Annotated in this window: 18 protein-coding genes; 8 read left to right on the forward strand and 10 right to left on the reverse strand. The window is 48.7% G+C overall.

The features are described 5' to 3' along the window. Nucleotides 1-88: 88 nt before the first annotated feature. From ACO6UY_RS14200 to ACO6UY_RS14215, 4 genes are all read right to left on the reverse strand, one after another. The gene (locus tag ACO6UY_RS14200; protein ID WP_101748885.1) at nucleotides 89-592 is read right to left on the reverse strand and encodes an STAS domain-containing protein; all 504 of its coding nucleotides are present in this window, start codon (nucleotides 590-592) and stop codon (nucleotides 89-91) included. 2 nt (nucleotides 593-594) lie between these two features. After that, a complete protein-coding gene (locus ACO6UY_RS14205; RefSeq protein ID WP_422445676.1) occupies nucleotides 595-1,770 on the reverse strand; it encodes a SpoIIE family protein phosphatase in 1,176 nt (391 codons plus the stop codon). Between the two features lie 202 nt (nucleotides 1,771-1,972). Next, nucleotides 1,973-2,674 carry an MlaA family lipoprotein gene (locus ACO6UY_RS14210; protein ID WP_422490346.1) on the reverse strand — a complete coding sequence of 234 codons (702 nt, stop codon included), beginning with the start codon at nucleotides 2,672-2,674 and terminating at the stop codon, nucleotides 1,973-1,975. A 254-nt stretch (nucleotides 2,675-2,928) separates the two neighbouring features. Continuing rightward, on the reverse strand, nucleotides 2,929-3,534 hold the full coding sequence (locus tag ACO6UY_RS14215) for a hypothetical protein (protein ID WP_422466929.1): 606 nt from the start codon (nucleotides 3,532-3,534) through the stop codon (nucleotides 2,929-2,931). Between the two features lie 453 nt (nucleotides 3,535-3,987). Here ACO6UY_RS14215 and ACO6UY_RS14220 point away from each other — a divergent pair, with 453 nt between their 5' ends. From ACO6UY_RS14220 to ACO6UY_RS14230, 3 genes are all read left to right on the forward strand, one after another. Beyond that, nucleotides 3,988-5,916 (forward strand): hypothetical protein, encoded by a 1,929-nt coding sequence (locus ACO6UY_RS14220; protein ID WP_422459626.1) that lies wholly within the window; start codon nucleotides 3,988-3,990, stop codon nucleotides 5,914-5,916. A gap of 59 nt (nucleotides 5,917-5,975) precedes the next feature. Further along, on the forward strand, nucleotides 5,976-6,245 hold the full coding sequence (locus tag ACO6UY_RS14225) for a hypothetical protein (protein WP_422445670.1): 270 nt from the start codon (nucleotides 5,976-5,978) through the stop codon (nucleotides 6,243-6,245). Between the two features lie 661 nt (nucleotides 6,246-6,906). Next, on the forward strand, nucleotides 6,907-9,681 hold the full coding sequence (locus ACO6UY_RS14230; protein ID WP_422466925.1) for a hypothetical protein: 2,775 nt from the start codon (nucleotides 6,907-6,909) through the stop codon (nucleotides 9,679-9,681). Between the two features lie 87 nt (nucleotides 9,682-9,768). Here the strand turns inward: ACO6UY_RS14230 and asd are convergent, their stop codons facing one another. The 4 genes from asd to galE form a co-directional block, all read right to left on the reverse strand. Then, nucleotides 9,769-10,725 (reverse strand): archaetidylserine decarboxylase, encoded by a 957-nt coding sequence (asd, locus tag ACO6UY_RS14235; RefSeq protein ID WP_422490348.1) that lies wholly within the window; start codon nucleotides 10,723-10,725, stop codon nucleotides 9,769-9,771. Between the two features lie 143 nt (nucleotides 10,726-10,868). Continuing rightward, the gene (galK, locus tag ACO6UY_RS14240) at nucleotides 10,869-12,020 is read right to left on the reverse strand and encodes a galactokinase (protein WP_422459622.1); all 1,152 of its coding nucleotides are present in this window, start codon (nucleotides 12,018-12,020) and stop codon (nucleotides 10,869-10,871) included. A gap of 26 nt (nucleotides 12,021-12,046) precedes the next feature. After that, on the reverse strand, nucleotides 12,047-13,120 hold the full coding sequence (locus tag ACO6UY_RS14245) for a UDP-glucose--hexose-1-phosphate uridylyltransferase (protein ID WP_422459620.1): 1,074 nt from the start codon (nucleotides 13,118-13,120) through the stop codon (nucleotides 12,047-12,049). Beyond that, nucleotides 13,117-14,133 (reverse strand): UDP-glucose 4-epimerase GalE, encoded by a 1,017-nt coding sequence (gene galE, locus ACO6UY_RS14250; RefSeq protein ID WP_422459618.1) that lies wholly within the window; start codon nucleotides 14,131-14,133, stop codon nucleotides 13,117-13,119. The genes ACO6UY_RS14245 and galE overlap by 4 nt, the downstream gene beginning before the upstream one ends. Nucleotides 14,134-14,306: 173 nt before the next feature. Here galE and ACO6UY_RS14255 point away from each other — a divergent pair, with 173 nt between their 5' ends. Further along, nucleotides 14,307-15,251 (forward strand): helix-turn-helix domain-containing protein, encoded by a 945-nt coding sequence (locus ACO6UY_RS14255; protein ID WP_422445658.1) that lies wholly within the window; start codon nucleotides 14,307-14,309, stop codon nucleotides 15,249-15,251. Nucleotide 15,252: 1 nt separating this feature from the next. Here the strand turns inward: ACO6UY_RS14255 and ACO6UY_RS14260 are convergent, their stop codons facing one another. Further along, nucleotides 15,253-15,594 carry a hypothetical protein gene (locus ACO6UY_RS14260; protein WP_422445656.1) on the reverse strand — a complete coding sequence of 114 codons (342 nt, stop codon included), beginning with the start codon at nucleotides 15,592-15,594 and terminating at the stop codon, nucleotides 15,253-15,255. A 250-nt stretch (nucleotides 15,595-15,844) separates the two neighbouring features. On the opposite strand from ACO6UY_RS14260, the gene ACO6UY_RS14265 reads away from it, so the two are divergent. The 3 genes from ACO6UY_RS14265 (at nucleotide 15,845) to lolD (ending at nucleotide 18,853) form a co-directional block, all read left to right on the forward strand. Next, nucleotides 15,845-16,756, forward strand: a complete 912-nt coding sequence (locus tag ACO6UY_RS14265) for a hypothetical protein (RefSeq protein ID WP_422445654.1) — start codon at nucleotides 15,845-15,847, stop codon at nucleotides 16,754-16,756. Between the two features lie 161 nt (nucleotides 16,757-16,917). Further along, nucleotides 16,918-18,162 carry a lipoprotein-releasing ABC transporter permease subunit gene (locus ACO6UY_RS14270; RefSeq protein ID WP_101748679.1) on the forward strand — a complete coding sequence of 415 codons (1,245 nt, stop codon included), beginning with the start codon at nucleotides 16,918-16,920 and terminating at the stop codon, nucleotides 18,160-18,162. Next, the gene (gene lolD / locus ACO6UY_RS14275; RefSeq protein ID WP_422445652.1) at nucleotides 18,155-18,853 is read left to right on the forward strand and encodes a lipoprotein-releasing ABC transporter ATP-binding protein LolD; all 699 of its coding nucleotides are present in this window, start codon (nucleotides 18,155-18,157) and stop codon (nucleotides 18,851-18,853) included. Before ACO6UY_RS14270 ends, lolD begins: the two co-directional genes overlap by 8 nt. 34 nt (nucleotides 18,854-18,887) lie before the next feature. Here the strand turns inward: lolD and ACO6UY_RS14280 are convergent, their stop codons facing one another. Continuing rightward, the gene (locus ACO6UY_RS14280) at nucleotides 18,888-19,157 is read right to left on the reverse strand and encodes a hypothetical protein (protein ID WP_422445650.1); all 270 of its coding nucleotides are present in this window, start codon (nucleotides 19,155-19,157) and stop codon (nucleotides 18,888-18,890) included. Nucleotides 19,158-19,423: 266 nt separating this feature from the next. On the opposite strand from ACO6UY_RS14280, the gene ACO6UY_RS14285 reads away from it, so the two are divergent. Further along, nucleotides 19,424-20,172, forward strand: a 749-nt coding sequence (locus ACO6UY_RS14285; RefSeq protein ID WP_422490350.1) for a hypothetical protein, incomplete at its 3' end; no start/stop codon positions are given.

Consider the following 20,172-nt stretch of genomic DNA (forward strand, 5'->3'; position numbering starts at 1 on the left):
GCAGAAATTTTTATCCTCAATTTCTCGCTACCCTCGCTACGGACGCTTAAGTCCGACAGGCTCCCGGGAGGCAATGTGCAAACCAACGTCAGGCAGTCACCTCTGGCTGCCTGCAACGCTCCAGTTGTTTAACCAGGTCACTGAAGGCCTTCTGGTTGTTTTCATTCAGGCTCATCAGTGTCCTGTGGGCTTCCAGTACCCGGGCATGAATGGATTCCTCACTGCACTCCTCGCATTCAATGTCCTGGTATTCGCAGGTCTGACCGGCGACATCTTCAACAATGATAAAGATTCGCTCAAAACCCATGCTCATAAGGATTCTGGTGATATCAGGGCGGGGAGATATCAGCACTGGCCGCTGGTCTATCTGCTTTCTGGCCATAATGGATAATTTCGCCAATAGCCCCAGTGACGTGCTATCGATGGTTTCCGCCTCTGAAAGGTCAACAATCACAGAACGAAATCGCGGCTCTTCGAACATGGCCTGAAGCAGATTCTCCAGACTGGAGCAGAGGGTGAGTCGAACTTCTCCGATCAGCTTCAGTACGTAGGTACCTTCGCTTTCGGCAAACTGAATTTTTCCGGGTGTCATAATCAGTATCGAGCCAGTATTAACATTGCAATGTCATCAGGAGCTTCCTGAATATCATTGAGTCCCAGTCTTTCGGTCAATGTTGCTATGGTGTCGGCACCTTCTCCGATAACCGATAATAAATGATCTTCCTTTTCTTTGAGGCTTTTCTGGGGCAAAACCTCAAGAATACCATCTGATAGAATAGTTAAGCTGAATTGCCGGGGCAAGTCTATAATGACATCCTCATAAACAGCATCCTCAAACAATCCTACCGGTAAGCCTTTGCCTTCAAGAAAACGGACCTGTTTGCCTTCTTCAGCGATCACGGGTAATGGAAAATGTCCGCCAAACGAGTAGGTAAGCGTCTGGTCACGGGTATTGACTATGCCACCAAACACCGTGACATGTTTTCCCAGTCCGGTTTTCAGCAGGCTCTGGTTGATGTAGCTCAACACATGTGAAGGTTTGACCCTGATTTTACCGCCGTTGTTGTGATAGTCCTGAAGCAGGCTGATGGACATGTGCTTGAGAAGCACGGTAACAAAAGCAGATGACGCGCCATGCCCGGAGACATCGGCCAGATAGAAGGCAAAACTGTGGTCACTGAGCGTGAAATAGTCGACAAAATCCCCGCTTAAATAGAGGGATGGGATGATGTTGTGGTCAACTTTGAAATTCCTGTATTCCAGCGGGTGTCTGGGCAGCATATTCATCTGCACCTGACGGCCGGCTTTCTGGTCCTCCTGCAGCAGGGTCAGGCTGCTCTTCAAAGAGTTGATGGCTTCTTCGAGGCTGGCCCGGTAGCGCTTGTTTTCCATCAGTAACTGGGCTTTTTCAAGAGCCCGGTGGATGGCGTACTCTAATACCTCAAGATCCACGATCGGCTTCACCAGGAAATCGCTGGCGCCAAGGTGCAGGGCTTCTACCACATCGGTCATAACGCCAGCGCCGGAGACAACAATAAAGGGTATGTCACTGGCTTCACTGCGCACCTGGCTCAGCATGGTGAGTCCATCCATGATCGGCATGCGAAGATCACACAGAATCAGGTCCGGATGGCAGTCACGAAAAATATGCAGGCCCTGTTGTCCATTTCCGGCTTCATGGGTTTTGAAGCCAATGCCTTGCAGGTAGGCGACAATGCTTTCACGTACTATAGTGTCATCATCGATGACCAGAATGGTACTGCCGGTCATGGATACACCCGCAAAGTAAAGTGAAGATAAGGACCCACGTGAACCCGATACATTCGGATAAAAAAACCACATTAAAATGTAAAGTTAAGGGAAAAATACTCCCAAGCTGCCTTGGCTGCAAGCGGGAGTATTGGCAAATTAATGTGTTTGCTTAAAGTCATCTGAGCCAATGACTGATGTGATTGTCATTGACGGTTTATAGTTAGAAGTCATCTTCAGGCAGCTGGCCGGTGATCAAATATTCACGTCTTTGTAAATAAGTGTCCCGGATAAACGTGTAACGGTCTCCAAGAATCAGCTCTTCAGCATCCAGGAATTGAGCGCGACGATTGATAAGGTCAATGCCGTCGAGAATCCAGCGATCCCGCTCAGAGTCATGATAGGCTACCGGATTGGTGAATGCATCAGGAATTCGGCCAACACCGGAACGGAACGTACTCGGGCCAAGTAACGGAAGCACAAGATAAGGTCCGGAAGGCACCCCCCAGTTGGCAAAAGCCAGCCCGAAATCGCTGTAGCGCTTATCAAGCCCCATGGGCGTTGCTACATCAATCAGGCCAAGAATACCCGCCGTTGAATTGATGATGAAGCGGCCCGATGACACCAGTGCATCCTGCCCTTTGAGCTGGATGCCGGCGCTGGCGATATTTCTCAGTTCCCCGAGGTTGCTGAAAAAGTTGCTGACTAAGGTTTGCACCGGCCCGGGGGTGACAAAGTGGTAGGTCTTTGCCACTGGCTTCAAGGCATAGTGATCCAGGGTGTCATTCAGTTTGAACACCCGGCGGTTCCAGCTCTCCAGTGGATCATCGTAAGAGACGGGTTCAGTGCCAAACGTCAAAGCGGGAAAGAGTGTCAGTACCATTACGACAACTGAACGAACAATAAACGCAGGAGAATGATTCACACGTTTGATCCTTGATTCCTTGTTAATTTTCAACCTCTTCAATGACTCTGGCACACCTGTTTTCTGTTGCATGCAATGACGGGATGAGTTTCGCAAAGGGTTTTCCTGGACGGTTAGCTGTCGGGATGAGTTATAAAAAAAACGATTAAGAGGCTATTCTAACTTGATCTCATGTACTATTGCCAACCCATAGTCAGCTTCAGAGGTTGAGAACAATCTCCCTGTCCCATCGCCATTGTCCAAGTGTCCCGGTATCACCCCGCCTGACTGGGTGAATCAGCTGTCGGGTTAAAGCCCGGAGTCTGTTTGGCCCCATCGCCCCATCGACGTAACAAAATCACGGACGGGAACGCAACCGCATACATCGTCAGCGAATACACCGCTGCTGGCAGGGCCAGGTCTGGCAAGCCTGTGCTCACGCCACTGATCAATACCGTCAGGGTCAGAGCCATGGGGGAATTCTGAATGCTGGCTTCAATGGCAAGGGTTTTGGACTCGGTACGGGTGAGACTAGACAATCGTACCAGTATTAAACCAAAACACGTCATCACAATGGGTAAGAAAAGAAGTCCCATAACCACTTGGGAAAAGTTAGTCATAACATTTTCGGCGGCGGACGCCACTGCACCAAGCACGATGATGGTCCACAGTGCGTAAGCCAAACGTTCGAGCCCGGTTTCAATCTTTACTGCAATCGACGTTTTAAAATGGCGGAAGACCACCCCGAGTGATACCGGCGTCGTGGTAATCAAAAAGGTGACCAAGGCAATGTCACTGAAGGAATACTGGTTTAATGCATCGCCCAGGAAATGGGTCAATGACAGTGACACCAGGAAAGGAACAGACACAAAGGCCAGAATACTGGTATTGAATTAACTTTTGTAGAGTGGTCAAAGAGAGGCATAGGAAGTTCTTTTTGCTGCTGAAAACTCAGAAACCATAATCCGCTGCCCTCACTTGTGGGAGCACTGGTTTGGACAATCACATTAATAGTGCATCGGGAATAAATATCTCGTTATTCTTTAATGATATCAAAAATTATTTTTTTATTTATAAAATATTTATTTGGCTGGGAAACTAATTAATAACTTTCCACTCTAAAACAAGAGTTCAAATTAATCGATTTTAAATAAAAACATAGAGAGGGAATGATCATGGGACCTGTAACTGATAATCCGGTGAAAACCCTGGCGGCCAATGCTGGGCCGGATACGGCTTATTCATCCGCCATCAAGGGTGTGAACGATGGAGCCAATGCAATACATCAAACAACCAAAGCTGCGGTTGATGACCTGGGCTTTAACAAGCCCGGTTTGATCAAATGGGGAAAATGGCTTGTTGGCAAGCTTGGCCCGTTTGGATACCTTGCCACTATTGTGCTTAGCCCGATACTTATCCCTGCCTCTCTGGCCTATGATGCAGGCAGAGGCATGAAACTCCTGTTCCGCAAGATTGCCAGGGTTGAAGAGCCGGTGCAAAAGCTCCTGCCAATGGTGGAAAAGCAGGTTCAGGAAGTCGGGAAGCTTAAGCATCACAAACAAGAATCTGATTCCAGACATGCACAGGTTTCTGACCAGCTGGCAGCCTGGAAGACCCACTCTGGTGAGTTAAAGAGCCTGAACGATCAGGTTAATGATCAGGCAAAGCAGTTGGAGCTTAAATTAAAACGGGAGCAGATGAGAAATCATGAGCTCAATCATCTGCTTGAACTTTTAGCCAATCGTGCAGATGGTCTTGAGAGCAATAATGCAGATAACCGTAATCGTTATCAGGATATAAGAGTTGCATTGGAGAAACAACTGGCTGAAAAATCGGTACGCATTGCAGAGCTTTCCAAAGAGCTTGAAGCAGCCCGGCAGCAACATGATCATGATCTGGAAGGTGATATGCGGACCAGACAGGAACAGGCTGATGTAATTCATAATCTTGAGAGCAAATTAGCAGCAGACCAGCAGCGAATGTCTGATTTAGAGGGTCTTTACGAGGCAGAGATATGCAAATTATCAGGTCGGCATCTCTTTGAAACGATGAAGTCAGATAATCAGCATAAGCTTGAATTGAAGGAGCTTTCGGCGACGCATCAATCTGATATGGATAAATTAGCGGGTGGTTATGAAGAAGCTATTAAGGATATCGAGGCTGAAAACGAAGAGCAGGTTCAAAAGCTGAAGGCGGAATGCAGCGAATTGGATCAGATGATGAAAGATCAATGTGCTAATAATGAGAGTCTGCAGTTTGTGGAAACATCGCTTAGAGCCCAGGTATCTCAGCTTGAACAACAATACAGTCAATCTTGTGATCAATTAACGAGTTTGAAGGAGCAATACAGTAATCTGCTTAAAGAAAAAGAAGCGGAAGCAAAGGCCGAAATTCATGCCCGATCACAGCTTGAGAATCATATTAAGCAACTTCAGGCGACACTGGATATTCCAAAGGATTCACCTGGAGTGCAGACATCTGAAGTCACAGTAAGTGAACCCCGAGTGCGGGTCGATATGTCTGCCCAGACAGAGATTGGTTCCTCGGATGCTGATTACCACATGGTTGAAGGTACCCTGGCAGGAGCGGGGTTTGAATTACTGATAAAACAGGCAGTTTCTGAGGACGAAGAGTCGCTGGGTATGCCTGTCCACGGTAACTCGGAGCAGGAAGTGGTAAACGTCAATGTCGGTACTCAATCTGAGCTGGAAAATATAACCGATAAGCTTCATGTTGCAGAAAGCAGTGTTCTGGACCTTTCTAATGAGTTGCGTGACCTCAGGGAAAAACTTAAAAGTAACGAAGGTGATGTAGCTCGTTTGGTGGAAGAAAATAAACAACTGTCAGAAGAAAAAGCAAAGCAAGATGAAGATTTAAATTCTCTGGAAATGTTGATTAGTGGAGAACGTTCGGATAGTGCGGATTTAACAGGTTTAAAAGGAGCATTAAAAGACAGGCTTGAAGCTGACGCTATGACAATCGGGGAGCTGGACGCTAAATTAAAATCTATTGATGAAGCAAAGCTCAAACTGCTGACACAAAATCAGGAATTGCATTACGAGAATGAGCGTTTATTGCAAGCAGTCAATCAATTTGAGGCGCTGCAGGAACAACAGGAAAAATTCATTGAACTTAATAAGGAGCTGCAGCAACAACAAAAGCAAGACGATCAAAGTACCGCTGAATTACCTCGGACTGAAACGCCTGGGTCAGTAGCTGCAAATGAGGTAGTAGAATCCGAAAATGTTGAACAAAAGCCATAACGCCAGTAGCAACCCAAAGGACGGCATTATCGCAAGCAACAGTTCGGCTGGATAGTGTCATGATTGGTTTAGTGAAGTGGCCCTATAGCCAGCTCTACAAATCCTTGTATCTGGCTTTTGATTACGGAGCGAAGCCCATGGCCTCATGGACATGGAAAAAGAGTACGGCTATTGCCGATTCTATACGGCAGAGCACCGGTTGGCTTAGTCGGAAGATATGGGCAAAAACGCCTGATCGGGCCGATTCCTGTGCTAACACGGACAGTCTGCCAGTGTCTTCCAGGCCGGAAGCGGATACTTCAACTTTACCCGATAATCCGGAAGTTTAGTTACGGCTATGCTATCCGGTTTATTCCTTGCATAGTCAGCCTCCGAGAAGCCTGCCTTACTTAATACTGTCCTGCGCGGCAACTGCTCCTGCGTTCCCCTGATACATGGTTTCAATGTCATTGATGGGTTCTCTATCAATGACGCCCAAACTTTGTTCATCCCAAACGGAGTCGAAGGGTGTAAACACCATACCCAAGACTGTGCCAATCACCCTTCGTTCGTGCATCCTGCGCTGAGATTACACCTCAAACTCATTGAAACGGTGTGCCTGCTCCTGCATCCATGCAGTCGTGCGGTTGCGATAAATGGGTCTAAAACCCCGAACAACCCGATTGTCGAGTTTTCTCTCCCTGGTTTTCAGATAAGTAGCTAACCATATGAAATCGAATATTTCTGACTCCTTGTGCCGGCACTCTGCTTCGTTACAACTCCGGTCACATAGCTACGGCTATGCTCCCTCCGTTGTGCCTCGCATAGTACCAGCCCAAGTAGCCAGAAATATTCGATTCCATATGGCCAGCTACTTAATGAGTTATCGGATATTGAAATTAAAACACTGTCTTTTGATTTTAAAAAAAATATGAATTCATGCAACTTTCTCCAGCTTTATCTTCTCCAAGCATTGTTATTTTGGCCCAACAAAAAATGCAAGGTAATAAAATGTCTTATAGCAATATCATGACAACTCCCCCCGCGCCCAGCTTATATACTGGTGTGCCGCCGTCTGCTCCCGAAACGGGGCAGGGGCAGGGGCAGGTTTCCTGGGGGGGGAATAGAGTATCTGATCACAAGGCTGACATGCCTCATTTGTCAGGGCATCAGGAAGGGCGAGCTCCATCATTTGATGGCTCTCCCCCTTTTGATGGTCGTGTTGTTGATCATGTTAACCCTGAGGCTATGTTCAGGTTGAAGGATCACAACAATGAGCTGAGGAAGCAGAAAAATGAACTTCGCATGGCACTTCGTGACACCAGGGAAAAACTAAAAGCCAGTGAACAACGAAGTCATCAACTGGCAAAAAGAGCTGATATTACTCCTGACAGATATACTGAATTATTAGCGACGGAGCGAAGATCCTCAAGATGGGAGAATTCGAGCCAGCGCATGACTGATTGTACGGAGCGACTCCTGGACTCTCACCAAATGGCCGGTCAAACAATCGAGATGCTACTGGCGAAGAATGAATCATTAACTGAGTTACAGGGGCAGATGAGTGACACTCTTAATAGTGTCAACCATGAGCTCAAAGGGGAGAGAGAGCAATCAGAGCAGGCTCAATTGAAATGGAGCGAGGCAGAGCAAGAGGTAGCCCGACTAAACACTGAGTTGCAATCTGCGCATGCGGATAAACAATCTCTGGAAGGTCAGCTCAATCGCGCGTTAGACCATGCAAGCAATGCTGAAGGCAAGATGTATGCAGAGGCTGAGAAGAATCTTCAGCTGAAATCCGCAATGTCAGAGCTGGTGACTGAAAAGTCAGGGCTGTCAGCGACCATTGAGAACATGGATCGTCGCGTGGCTTTTTTGAACAAAGAGATTGAGCGGGATGGGCAGGCGCTGTCTGCAACAAACCTGGAGAAGAACCAGTTAAAAGAAGAGTTGGACTCATATCGGAAAAATGAGACCCGGTTGCAAAATGAACTACATAACACGAAAACCAGTCTGGAGGTTGCCAATGACCAACTGACCCGCTCGGAGAATTTATTAAGTGATACACAAAATGAACTTTCGGAAATAAAGAAAGAGGCACTTTCCCTGGAGCAACAGCTGACCAGGGTTCAGGCGGATAAAAATCACGTATCGGAATGCGCCAGGCAACTGCAGACCACGCTAAAGGAGAAACTGGAGTCAATAGAAAACCTCCAGACTGAACGTGCACGAATGGGAAAAGAAGTTGACTCTTTACGGGAGGAGGTGGGTCAAAGTAAGGGACGGGTCGCTCACCTGGAGCAAGAACTGAAAGCAAGCGAAAGAAATATTAAAGGTTTAGAGCAACGAATCGAACAACAGGTGTCAGAACTTGGCACTATGCATCGCATGGGAACGGAGTTTAATAATACAAAAACCCTTAATACAGAGTTGCAGCAGAAAAATCAGAAACTAACGGGTGAATTGGAAACAGCTCATAAGCAGGCCAGGGATAACCGGGCCCTGTACGATGCAACTTTACTTGAAAAGGGTAAAACGGATCAGGCTCTGATGAAGGAGCAGAAGTCTCATAAAACAGATATTGAAAATTTTCAAAAAACGATCCAGAGTCAACAGGAGTCAATTCAGACTCATTTGTCATCAATTTCGGCGCGTGAGAAAGAAATTCGTGATCTGAACACTCAGGTACGTGGCCTTGGTGCCGAATTGGCTACCGCTAAAGCTGAAGGTAATAAGGAAGAAATTCAAAGACTACGCCACGATGTTGCCGTAAAAGAACAAAAAATTGCGATACTTCAGGAACAGCAAAGGGTATCCCAGACACAGATAGATACGCTGCGTGAACAGATCGATCAGCTGCAGCAAAAACTGGCTGAATCTGAACTGGAGTGTAAGAAGGGGGTGGCAACCATCAATGGTCATATGTCTTTAATGAATAAAGCAGAAGTTGAGATCCGGGAGCTACGAGAACAACTGGAGGGAATCAACAGTATTAAAAAAAGCATTCTTGAACTGAAAGGTGGTGTACAAATGACTGGTAAGCGTATGGATGACTTCAGTGTTCGTTTACAAAATTGTGAGGGAAAAATACAGGAATTTATCAGCAAAATAGAATCAATTATTAATATCCCGAACCTTGGACCAATGGTGAATGATATAAAGAGTGAATTGAAAGGGCTGGGTAAAGAGTTCTCGACGATAAGAACGGAGCAGGGGCAGAACGAAAATAGACTTGCTTCTCTGGAATCAAGAACAGAGCTGCTGGAAAGTACCAGCAAGACAAGTGTCACCATTAAAAGAGAAGAGAGGTCTATTGAGTCAGGCCCTTCTTCATTGGTGATGAGTACGCCTGGCTTTGATGACCTGTCCCAGTATGAGATCCAAAGAGGGCTCGCTGCCGACCTGGGGGTTGAGGGTGCAGCCAGCAGTATCAGCCAGAGTCGCCTGGACCAGACTGGTGTGGATTCAGCGTACACTTCATTGCAATTACAGAGTCAATCAACAGCTGATGGAACAATGGTTCAATCAAGGCCGACCCACCTGCAGGATGGCTCCAGCTTGATAGGCGGCCTGACACCGATTGGGCGTTATGGGGACGGCTTTTCATCCTCGGAGGATAACTACTTGCGTGATCCTTCCCCTGACATTCAGGAACTATTAAATGAGAATTTTGACTCTGAATCTCGTTCGGAAAGTATTGACCATAGTATGAGTAGTTCGAGGGATATGGACACCATGGAGTCGTTAACAATGCCACTCAACGGAGATAGCAGCGACGAAGCGTGACACTAATCATCTGGCTGAGGATACCTCTGAAGCGATTCAGAGGTATTTTTATGTGTATGGAATGAATACCTCTGTGAAAAAATTGTTTCAATCCGGAACGCTGCCGATGGCAGTCCCCATTTTTATTTTGTTGTCTGGCTGGTGGTGTTCAAGCCAGCCCACTTCGGTATTGGCAAAAAGAACGATGACTGTTGATCCCAATTTGAATCGCCCCATTTCATCACCACGCTCCAGATGGACAGGCCTGTTTATATAGTTCTGCCATGTAATCTGCCGTGATGCGGGTTTCACCGACCCAGCCCAGACGGTTTCCATGCTGCCGACAACCATGGCTCCCACCATGATGACCGCCATCTCGCCATAGTCGGTTGCAAAAATATTGATTACCCGCTCGTTGCGGGCGTATAACCCTTGAATATCCTGTGCCGTTGCAGCATTCACGGAATAAAGTGAGCCCGGGACGTAAATCATTTGTCTCAGGGTTCCGCTGGTGGGCATGTGAACACGATGATAGTCCCCCGGGGAGAGGTAGATAGTCATAAACAGGCCATGCTTGAATCGGCTGGCCAGCTGATTGTCTCCGGCAAATAACGCTGAAAGGCTGTAATCATGTTGCTTTGCCTGAAAAATCCGGCCGTTGTCAACAGCTCCCATCTGGCTGATAGTGCCATCTACCGGGCTGATGATCAGATCCGGGTCGTCCGGGAGCGGGCGTGCCCCTTTTTTCAGGGCGCGTGTGAAAAAGTCGTTAAAGTTCCGATAGTTATCAGGATGCTCATGGAGCGCTTCACTCAAATCGATGTTATTTCTGGCGGTGAATTCGCTGATTAACTGATTTTTAAGCCATGGCCATTTTTTTTCAGCGAGGGAGTGAGCCAGATAGTTGATCAATTGGTGAGGCAGCAGCCTTTGCAGGTAAGGGGGGACGCTGTAAGCAGTTTCTGACTGGGCAGGGGGCTGCTCAGCTATAGAACATTCAGAAAAGCTGATAATTGCTGTCAGAATAATGCAGCCGGTCAGTAGTATTCGCTGTAAACAGAGCATGCAGGGTATCGCGGTCAGTGCCTTCCAGGTAGTTGGTTAAAAGATTAGACCGCGAAAAGAGAAAAAAGTTACCCGGGAATCGGGTTTCTGAAGTCAATAACTTCAGGACAGGGACCCCTTGAGGGATCCCATTGATTAGCTACTTACGCTTCACCAGCCCCCTGGGAGGCACGGCAAACGTAGATATCAGCCACAAGGCCATTGGAGCAGGTCGGATAGTGTTCAGTAACCGCCTGTGTGACCGCATCCACTTTTTCCGCTGGAATCAGTGCAACGACGCAACCGCCAAAGCCGCCACCGGTCATTCTGACACCGCCTTCACTGCCAATCACCGCTTTGACAATATCAACAATACCGTCGATGGGCGGTACGGTAATCTCAAAGTCGTCCCGCATGGAGAGATGGGATTCAGCCATTAATCTGCCCATGGCTTCCAGGTCACCCCTGCCCAGTGCTTCGGCAGCGGCCAGGGTGCGATCATTTTCAGTCACCACATGGCGGGCCCGCCGGTAGGTCAGTTCATCCAGTTCGCCCTGGCTGGCTTCCAGCTGGTCCAGGGTGATATCCCGCAGGGCTTTGACGCCAAAGTGCTGTGCTGCTGCTTCGCACTGTGCACGACGGGTGTTGTATTCGCTGTCTACCAGGCCACGTTTGACATTGGAGTTGATAATCACCACCGCCGCATTTTCAGGGATGGGCACCAGTCGGGTATCCAGGGATCGACAGTCCAGCAGCATGGCATGGTCTTCCTTGCCGCAGGCGGAAATCATCTGGTCCATAATGCCGCACTTGCAGCCAACAAACTCGTTCTCTGCCTGCTGGCCAATCAATGCCAGCTCTTTCAGGCTGACATCCAGTCCGGCCATTCGGGTCAGGGTCAGTCCGGTAACCACTTCCAGACAAGCGGATGAACTGAGGCCGGCACCCTGGGGAACATTGCCAATAATGGCAATATTGACACCCTTGAGGCTCATTTCCTTTTCCAGCAGTACGGTGGCGACACCACGGACGTAGTTGCTCCAGAAGGCTTCTTCACTGTGCGGAACCGGCAGGGACAGTTCAAACTCGGTTACCTGCCCGTCGTAACTGTGCGCCGTGGCCATGACTTTCTGGTCATCTCTGGGAGAAGCCGCAATCACTGCCTGATAGTCAATGGCACAGGGCAATACGTAACCATCGTTGTAGTCGGTGTGCTCACCAATCAGATTGACCCGGCCAGGTGCCTGGAAATAGTGGGTTGGCTGATGACCGAAGGTTATCTCGAAAAGTTCAGTCAGTGTTTGTTTCTGGTTCATCTTACTTTCCATAACTCGGAGCAATCTTAAAGGCTTTTTGCTGGTTCAGCGCAGTTTTCCAGATAATGCACATCGGACAGTTCGCGCAGACGGGCGGCAGCCTGTTCCGCGGTCAGGTCACGCTGGGTTTCTGCCAGCATTTCAAAACCCACCATAAACTTGCGAACGGTTGCTGATCTCAGCAGTGGTGGATAGAAATGAGCGTGCAGTTGCCAGTGACTATCATCAGTACCTGCCTCACCCGGATGACAGGGCGCACCATGCCAGCCCATAGAGTAGGGGAATGACGTCTGGAACAGATTGTCGTACTTTGTCGTCAGTTTTTTCAGGATGTCGGCCAGGGCATCACGTTCCACTTCGGTCAGATCCGGCATGCGCAGCACCTGTCGCTTGGGCAGCAGGAGCGTTTCAAACGGCCAGGCCGCCCAGTAAGGGACCACGGCAATCCAGTGATCATTTTCAACGACGGTACGTTCACCGGACTCAGATTCCCGCAGGGCGTATTCAACCAGCATATTGGTGCCTTTTTCCTGCAGCCATTGACGTTGGTTGTCGTCTTCTTTGCGCGCTTCGTTGGGCAGAAAGCTGCTGGCCCAGATCTGCCCATGGGGGTGGGGATTGGAACAGCCCATCACGGCCCCTTTATTTTCAAACAGCTGTACCCAGGGGTAACTCTGTCCCAGTTCGATAACCTGTTCTGCCCAGGTATCAACCACCTTGCGGATTTCCTGTTCGGTCAACTGTGGCAGGGTTTTACTGTGATCCGGTGAAAAACAGATCACCCGTGCTTCTCCCCTGGCGGAGCTGCTCTGGAAAAGGTCTGACTCGCTGGTTGCATCCGGGGTATCCGTCAGCAGTGCCGGGAAATCATTGGGGAAAATGTAGGGATCGGTGTAGTCCGGGTTGTGGTCACCGGTAATACGGTCATTTCCCGGGCAGAGAAAGCACTCAGGATCATGCACGGGGCGAAAGTCCGGCGCTGTTTTTTCCACCTGCCCCTGCCATGGGCGTTTGGCACGATGGGGAGATACCAGTACCCAGTCGCCAATCAGCGGGTTGAATCGACGGTGTGGGTGATCAACAGGATTAAATGGTGTCATTGGTTAAATCCGTTCGGGTTTTCTGACTGCCAGCGCCAGGTATCGATGGTCATATCGTCAACGGTGCGGGTGGCTTTCCAGCCCAGCTTTTGTTCTGCATAGGCCGGGTCGGCGTAACACTGGGCGATATCCCCGGGACGGCGTGGCTGGATTTGGTGAGGCAGTTGTTTGCCACAGGCTTTTTCAAAGGCGTGCAGCATATCCAGAACACTGCTGCCTTTGCCGGTACCCAGGTTATAGGTGTGGACACCCTGATCGGTCCAATGGGTACGCAATGCTGCCAGATGGCCAAGGGCCAGATCAACCACATGGATATAGTCACGCACACCGGTACCATCGTGGGTCGCGTAGTCGTTACCAAAGATGTTGAGCTGCTCCAGCTTGCCAACGGCTACCTGGGCAATATACGGCATCAGGTTGTTGGGTATACCACTGGGGTCTTCACCGATAAGACCGGATTCGTGGGCACCCACCGGGTTGAAGTAGCGTAGAATACTGAAATTCCATCGATCATCGGAAGCCGCCGTATCACGGAGGATCTCCTCCACCATGAACTTGCTGCGTCCATAGGGGTTGGTAACCTGGCCAACCGGGAAGTCTTCCCTGATCGGCACTTCATGGGGGTCGCCATACACGGTGGCAGAAGAGCTGAACACCAGGTGTCGTACGTCAAACTCACCCATGACTTCCAGAAGTTTTACCGTTCCGTTGACGTTGTTATCAAAATAAGCCAACGGTATCCGGGTAGACTCACCAACGGCTTTTAACCCGGCAAAATGAATCACCGCTTCAATGGTGTGTCTGGTGAATACGGTGCGCAGGGCCTCTTTATCGCGTATATCCACAGGATAAAAAGCGGGCTGCTTACCCGTCAGGCTTTCCACCCGGTGTAGCGCGGTCTCATGGCTGTTGCACAGGTTATCTACGACGACCACGTCATAACCGGCATTCAGTAATTCCAGACAGGTGTGGCTGCCAATGTAGCCAGCCCCGCCGGTGATCAGGATACTCATTGTCTACCTCGTTCAGGCAGCTTGTCTGCCCGTTAAATAATCGATTGTGGTCATTTTAAGAACAGGCAGCAGGATATTTCTTTTACGGTTTTTTTCTTGTTTTTCCCGAAAACAAAGATTTGTGCCACGGCAATGGGTATCATTGTGGGGCTTTTTGATAAGGGTCAATATTTGTGAGCAGTCAGCAGCTATTGTCGGTCAGGCAATGTCGTGGAACCGGTCGCAGAACCGAAGGTGTGGTCCCCATGCCTGGCTCGATTTCCGATATTCAGGGGGACATCTTTTATATCGAAAACCGGGCCCCTTATATTATGGACAGTGGCCATGTTCATGGCCATGTTGAGCTGAACTATCTGCTGGGTTGCTCGGCCACTTATATTGTCAATGGCAGGGAGCAGCGCATTCCTGAAAACCGGCTGGCCATCTTCTGGGCCAACATGCCCCATCGACTGGTGGGCCTGGTGGAAAAAAATCCGGGGAAAGGCACCCTTTATAATCTCTATATCCCGTTACCGGAATTTCTTCAGTGGCCACTGATGGGACAGCTCCGGCAGGAGGTGATGACCGGCGCTATTGCCCTGGCAAAGCCGGACCATGACTACCTGGTCATGAGATTGAGTCGCTGGCATGAGGATTTTCGCAGCGGTCACCCGGAATTAAAGGAGATTATTCTGGGTGAGCTGTCACTGCTGTTAAAGCGCATCAGTTTTCAGGGGTGGGATCACCCGGAAAGTGTCTCCGAAGACCATCTTGAGCAGGCACCGGCTGCCGGTCATCCGGGCAGTGGTCGTTTGAAAGGTGCACACCATGTTTCTACCATGATTCACTTTATCGGGGAAAACCTGCATCGGCCTATTTCAACCGCCGATGTGGCGGCTCATCTTGGGCTGCACAAGAATTATACGACCAACCTGTTTACCAGTGTGATGGGGGTCTCTATCAAGCAATATCTGCAGTTCCAACGCCTGCAGAAAGCTCAACTGCTGCTGATGGACAGCAAGCGGCCCATTGCCGATATTGGCTATGCCTGTGGTTTCAGTTCTCTCAGCCGCTTTTATGAAGCTTTTCAGCGTTATTTTGGTATGCCGCCAGGGCAATTCAGAAAACAGCTTTTATAACTCAGTGCGTGTTATCAACCACTGACCTCAATACCCGTTTACCTTCAAAGTACACCGTCAATTTTTGGTCTGGATAATACCAGCGGGTGATGGCGGGTTCACCAATGGTTTCTGTCTGGCTGGCGCTGCCCAGCACCTCCCTGACTTCATCCATGGTTTGACCATGTTTCGGTAAAGCCAGAGATTGACGCAACTGCTGAGACTGACTGCCCACGGGAGTCACAGTGATACCTTCGGAGTACGGAGTCTGGTCGGGAGCAAGCTCATTGGCAGTGACCTGGATAATAGACGACGAATAAATAATTGCTATAGTCACGGAAAGAGTACCAACAAGTGTTTTCATAATAATTGCGTCCTGCTTGACTCGAAAAGAAGGCTGAAGCGTTAATCAGGCATCACGCAAAGAGATTACTCCTGCCAGTGGTTCATTGAAAGTGCGTTCTAATTATTTTCTCAGCAACAATAGCTCTGGTTCTTAGGGTAGATTAAGCATCTATCCGCCCTGATACCGTTAATGATAAAACCAGCATAAGCGATAACATACACAACAATACCCATTAACTGAACAACAGAATACGTAATATGGATTTGAGATGGACAGCATCAACTCACTGGCTGAATTGAAAAAAATATTTCAAGATTACCTGTCACACACAGGTCCCGCCATGGATCTCACGCTGTGTGAACTGGGTTTAACCCATGATAACAAAGTGGTTCAGCTGCCAGATTATCCGGGTCAGCAAGAAATACTTAAGGGCAATCTCGATAATGTATTAGACGAAATGGCACCGGTATTACTCAGTGATCGAAAAATTACTCTGCAAACAGCCTGTCAGAAGTTAGAACTACAAGATATAGTCGAAGCAAAAGAACCGAAACCAGACCCACAATCCGTAGCAAACCGTGAACATGCAAGAATTCAGCAGCTCCTGAATGAGCTGAAAATCACTTACAAAAAAGAAAATGAACATTTAGCTGAAATGACAGAGACCTTTCCAAGCAAATATTCAGATGGACAGGAATGTTATTATACATTTACATCCAAAGATAAATTGGATAAATACGGCCCGTGCAGATTTATCAATACCTTTACGCCAGAAGCCTGGTTTTTTAAACTCAATTTCAAGTCGGATATAGTGCCCGGGCATTTTTTTTTCATGTCCAATGTCGTTGCCTTGCAGTATGAGAACTGTTTCAGAGACAATGGATGGCCACTTCAACTGCCGGAAACCATTCATCGATGTGATATAAACAACAAGCAATCTGATACCTTGATCCTGAAATACACGGGCCAACATGACTCATCAGCATTTATGGACGATTTTCTTCATAACACGGTAAACGGCAAGAGTACCCGGAGAATTGCTGACGCTTTTGGGCTGGAAATTTATCAGCTGGCCGTGCGTGAAGGTCACATAGATCGTATAGAATCTGCACGGCGGGCCAATCCGCATCTGCCCAGGAAGCTATTTACCGTCGTTGCTCATGTAAGACCGAAAAGCTAATATTTCTTGTCGAACAGGGGTGGAGGAAACAGTCGCAAAGCGCAGGAAAATTCGACGGGAATTATACCGCTTTATGGCATAATGCCAGCTTACTGGCTTTTGAAACAAGTGGCCAATCCGCCCCTGACACGCCGATGGCGCAAGGAATACTGGCAGAATAAATGTTTAGACCATTACCTTTTTTTATCGGTTTGCGCTACACCCGCGCAAAGCGACGGAATCATTTTATCTCCTTCATCTCCGGAACATCCATGGTGGGGCTGACGCTGGGTGTTTCGGTACTGATTATTGTGCTGTCAGTGATGAATGGCTTTGATCGGGAGCTAAAGCAGCGAGTGCTGGGTATGGTTCCCCATGCCACCATCACGGCAGCCGGTGGTGGTATTGAAGACTGGCAGGCGCTGGTCAATACCATTCCGGACAAAGAAGGCATCGAAGCGGCTGCGCCGTTTGTCGATGCCCAGGGTATGTTGGCCAATGGTGATCTGGTGCGGGGAACGCTGGTTTACGGTATTGATCCCGGCTACGAAAGAAGGGTCTCTATTATTGCCGATCACATGAAGCAGGGCGCATTGGAAGACCTGCAGCCCGGAGAGTTTGGTATTCTGCTGGGTGATATTCTGGCCAATTATCTGGGGTTGTCCGTTGGCGACAAAGTGACCATGGTTCTGCCTGAAGCCAGTGTCAACCTGGCGGGTGTTTTGCCTCGCCTGAAACGATTCACTGTCGTTGGTACTTTCTCGGTAGGTGCCGATGTGGATGGCAACCTGGCCTACGCCCATCGTGAAGATCTGGCCCGTTTTCTGCGGGTGCCTGAAGGGGTAACAGGTATACGACTGAAAATGGATGATCTGTTTGCCGCACCGAAACTGGCCTGGGATGTAGCGATTACCTTACCCGGTCGCTACTACGTTCAGGACTGGACCCGTAGCCATGGCCGTCTGTTTCAGGCGATTCAGATGGAAAAGACCATGGTCGGCCTGCTTCTCACCCTGATTGTTGCCGTTGCCGCCTTTAATATTGTCTCCACGCTGGTCATGGTGGTGACCGATAAGCAGGGGGATATCGCCATCCTCCGCACATTTGGTGCGACCCCGAAAATGATTATGGGGATTTTTATGGTTCAGGGATCCCTGATTGGTGTTATCGGAACGCTGCTGGGGGTTGCCCTGGGCATTGCCGGTGCGCTGAATGTTTCCGAAATTGTGGGTGCCCTGGAAAAATTATTGGGCATTCACTTTCTGAGCCCTGACGTTTACTTTATCAGCTACCTGCCATCGGAGTTAATGTGGCAGGATGTTGCGGTGATCAGTGTCTCTGGTTTGTTGATGAGTTTCCTGGCAACCCTGTATCCGGCATGGCGAGCCTCCAGAACCCAGCCTGCGGAGGCGCTTCGCTATGAATAATTCCGAAAACCGTGCAGTTCTGGAGTGCCGCAGGCTAACCAAAGTATTTGCTGAAGGGCCTGAAAAACTCGAGGTGCTCAGAGGCATAGACCTGTTGGTATCACCCGCTGAACGAGTAGCGATTGTCGGTACTTCCGGTTCAGGAAAAACAACGCTGCTTCAGCTGTTGGCCGGGTTGGATCACCCTTCCAGCGGTGAGGTAATACTCTGTGGCCATCAGCTGATGAAGGTGTCTGAACAAAAACAGGGTGAATTGCGGAACCGTCACCTGGGGTTTGTTTACCAGTTCCATCATTTGCTGCCAGAATTTACTGCCCTGGAAAATGTCGCCATGCCCTTACTGCTGCGAAAAGAGGTATCCGTGGGGCAGGCAACCATGAGAGCTGAAGAAATGCTGGGCATGGTGGGGCTGTCGAAACGGGCCAGCCATAAGCCGGCGGAACTTTCCGGTGGTGAACGGCAGAGGGTGGCTATTGCCCGCGCACTGGTCGGTAGTCCGGACCTGGTTCTGATGGATGAGCCAACGGGCAACCTGGATCCCAACACCGCCAGCAAGATTCATGAGCTGATGAAATCCCTCAGTGAACAGTTGACCACCAGTTTTATTGTTGTGACTCATGATATGGCTTTTGCCCGACAGATGGACCGGGCATTGCGCCTGGAAGATGGGCATCTTGTCCCTGTAGTATAAAAAAAGCCCTCTTCTGAGGGCTTTTTTGGATCAACTATTGATTATCACCGCCTTTCTTCTCTTCATGGATTACATAAACTTCAAAGGCGCTGCTGTTATCTTCGGGTCCGTCATAACCGTCACCTCCTTTGAACTTGCTTTCAGGCCAGACAAAGTCGGTGGAACTGAAGGTCGGGCCTGAATGGTCAGCAATGTAGTAGGCATTATCACCTCCAGTGACTCTGCGCTCGTTGGCGATGGCTGATGCGGCACTGATGGCTAATCCGGCAATAAGAGTTATGGTGGTAGCAGTTCTGATGATCATGGTTCGTCCCTGTGATGTTGTTTACGGCTTTACTTTTATCGTCCATGGCCTGCTATGAATTAGTCCGAATCTTTCCTCCGTTGTCGCAAAACTCGTAAAAGGCACTTTCTGTCTACAATCGACAAGGTGAATACTGAGTCTTTATGTCTGGCACGGGAATTTTTCGGGCAAGAATATGTCAAAGGGATTCTTGGGGGAGATATAAGCAAGAGGAGACAGTAGCATGCTGACTGCACCCACTACCAGTTATCACGAAGCCATGAATAATGAATATACCCTCTAACGCAACCACGGAGCTTCACCCCAGACAAACAGCGAACAGTCGTCAGAAGGACAGCAGTAACACCTTATTTGCCAGTAAGAAAACAGGCCATGCAAAGACTGTAAAGATTTATATAAAGGAATCGTTTACACAGAGAGATCAGTCATTAGTTAATCCCGCTATTACCAATAAAACAATCATTCACAGCTTTGAAATCGAAGGAAGGGCTTATAAAGCAATTTGTGGTGAGGGCGCTGATGAATACATAAGGTCGCTTTTTCAAGACCAGGATGATGACATTTCTTTTGTTGCCAAAGACCAGAATGACAGGGAGTATGAATATCACCCTCCAGTCGCCTGGGGGAAACGATTTATCAAGTGGATTTCACAAGGGGAGAGCTACTGTACGACTTCCGAAGACAGTAAGGATCAGCGATCATCCTGTCATCAGTTTGAACATTTTTTACACTGCGGAGTCAACAGGTTCTCTATTAAAAAAGTGATGACCTGTTATAACGAAACTGTCGTCAATGATATAAAAACAGTTAAGCCATTTAGCTATCTGAATCTGTCAGATACCTATATGCAAGAGTGGATTCATTCCATGACCTACATAGGTTCCGGTTTCTGCATCGGAAAATTTGGCGAAGGGGGCTCCATTGCAGGGTGGTCGCATCAGATGCACCATAGTTCATATTTTTGCTCTGCTCATGACTGCCAACATTGCAGATCGAATATTCTCAGACAATCCAG

Origin of the sequence: Endozoicomonas sp. ALE010, from assembly GCF_049310165.1 — a bacterium.
GTDB lineage: Bacteria > Pseudomonadota > Gammaproteobacteria > Pseudomonadales > Endozoicomonadaceae > Endozoicomonas.

What these genes read in the sequence shown, in the direction of transcription:
- ACO6UY_RS14270 (WP_101748679.1), top strand. Translation starts at nt 16,918, where the DNA reads ATGTTTAGACCATTACCTTTTTTTATCGGTTTGCGCTACACCCGCGCA.
- ACO6UY_RS14205 (WP_422445676.1), bottom strand. Translation starts at nt 1,770, where the DNA reads ATGACCGGCAGTACCATTCTGGTCATCGATGATGACACTATAGTACGT.
- ACO6UY_RS14280 (WP_422445650.1), bottom strand. Translation starts at nt 19,157, where the DNA reads ATGATCATCAGAACTGCTACCACCATAACTCTTATTGCCGGATTAGCC.
- ACO6UY_RS14200 (WP_101748885.1), bottom strand. Translation starts at nt 592, where the DNA reads ATGACACCCGGAAAAATTCAGTTTGCCGAAAGCGAAGGTACCTACGTA.
- asd (WP_422490348.1), bottom strand. Translation starts at nt 10,725, where the DNA reads ATGCTCTGTTTACAGCGAATACTACTGACCGGCTGCATTATTCTGACA.
- lolD (WP_422445652.1), top strand. Translation starts at nt 18,155, where the DNA reads ATGAATAATTCCGAAAACCGTGCAGTTCTGGAGTGCCGCAGGCTAACC.
- galK (WP_422459622.1), bottom strand. Translation starts at nt 12,020, where the DNA reads ATGAACCAGAAACAAACACTGACTGAACTTTTCGAGATAACCTTCGGT.
- ACO6UY_RS14230 (WP_422466925.1), top strand. Translation starts at nt 6,907, where the DNA reads ATGTCTTATAGCAATATCATGACAACTCCCCCCGCGCCCAGCTTATAT.
- ACO6UY_RS14225 (WP_422445670.1), top strand. Translation starts at nt 5,976, where the DNA reads ATGATTGGTTTAGTGAAGTGGCCCTATAGCCAGCTCTACAAATCCTTG.
- ACO6UY_RS14265 (WP_422445654.1), top strand. Translation starts at nt 15,845, where the DNA reads ATGGACAGCATCAACTCACTGGCTGAATTGAAAAAAATATTTCAAGAT.
- galE (WP_422459618.1), bottom strand. Translation starts at nt 14,133, where the DNA reads ATGAGTATCCTGATCACCGGCGGGGCTGGCTACATTGGCAGCCACACC.
- ACO6UY_RS14260 (WP_422445656.1), bottom strand. Translation starts at nt 15,594, where the DNA reads ATGAAAACACTTGTTGGTACTCTTTCCGTGACTATAGCAATTATTTAT.
- ACO6UY_RS14245 (WP_422459620.1), bottom strand. Translation starts at nt 13,120, where the DNA reads ATGACACCATTTAATCCTGTTGATCACCCACACCGTCGATTCAACCCG.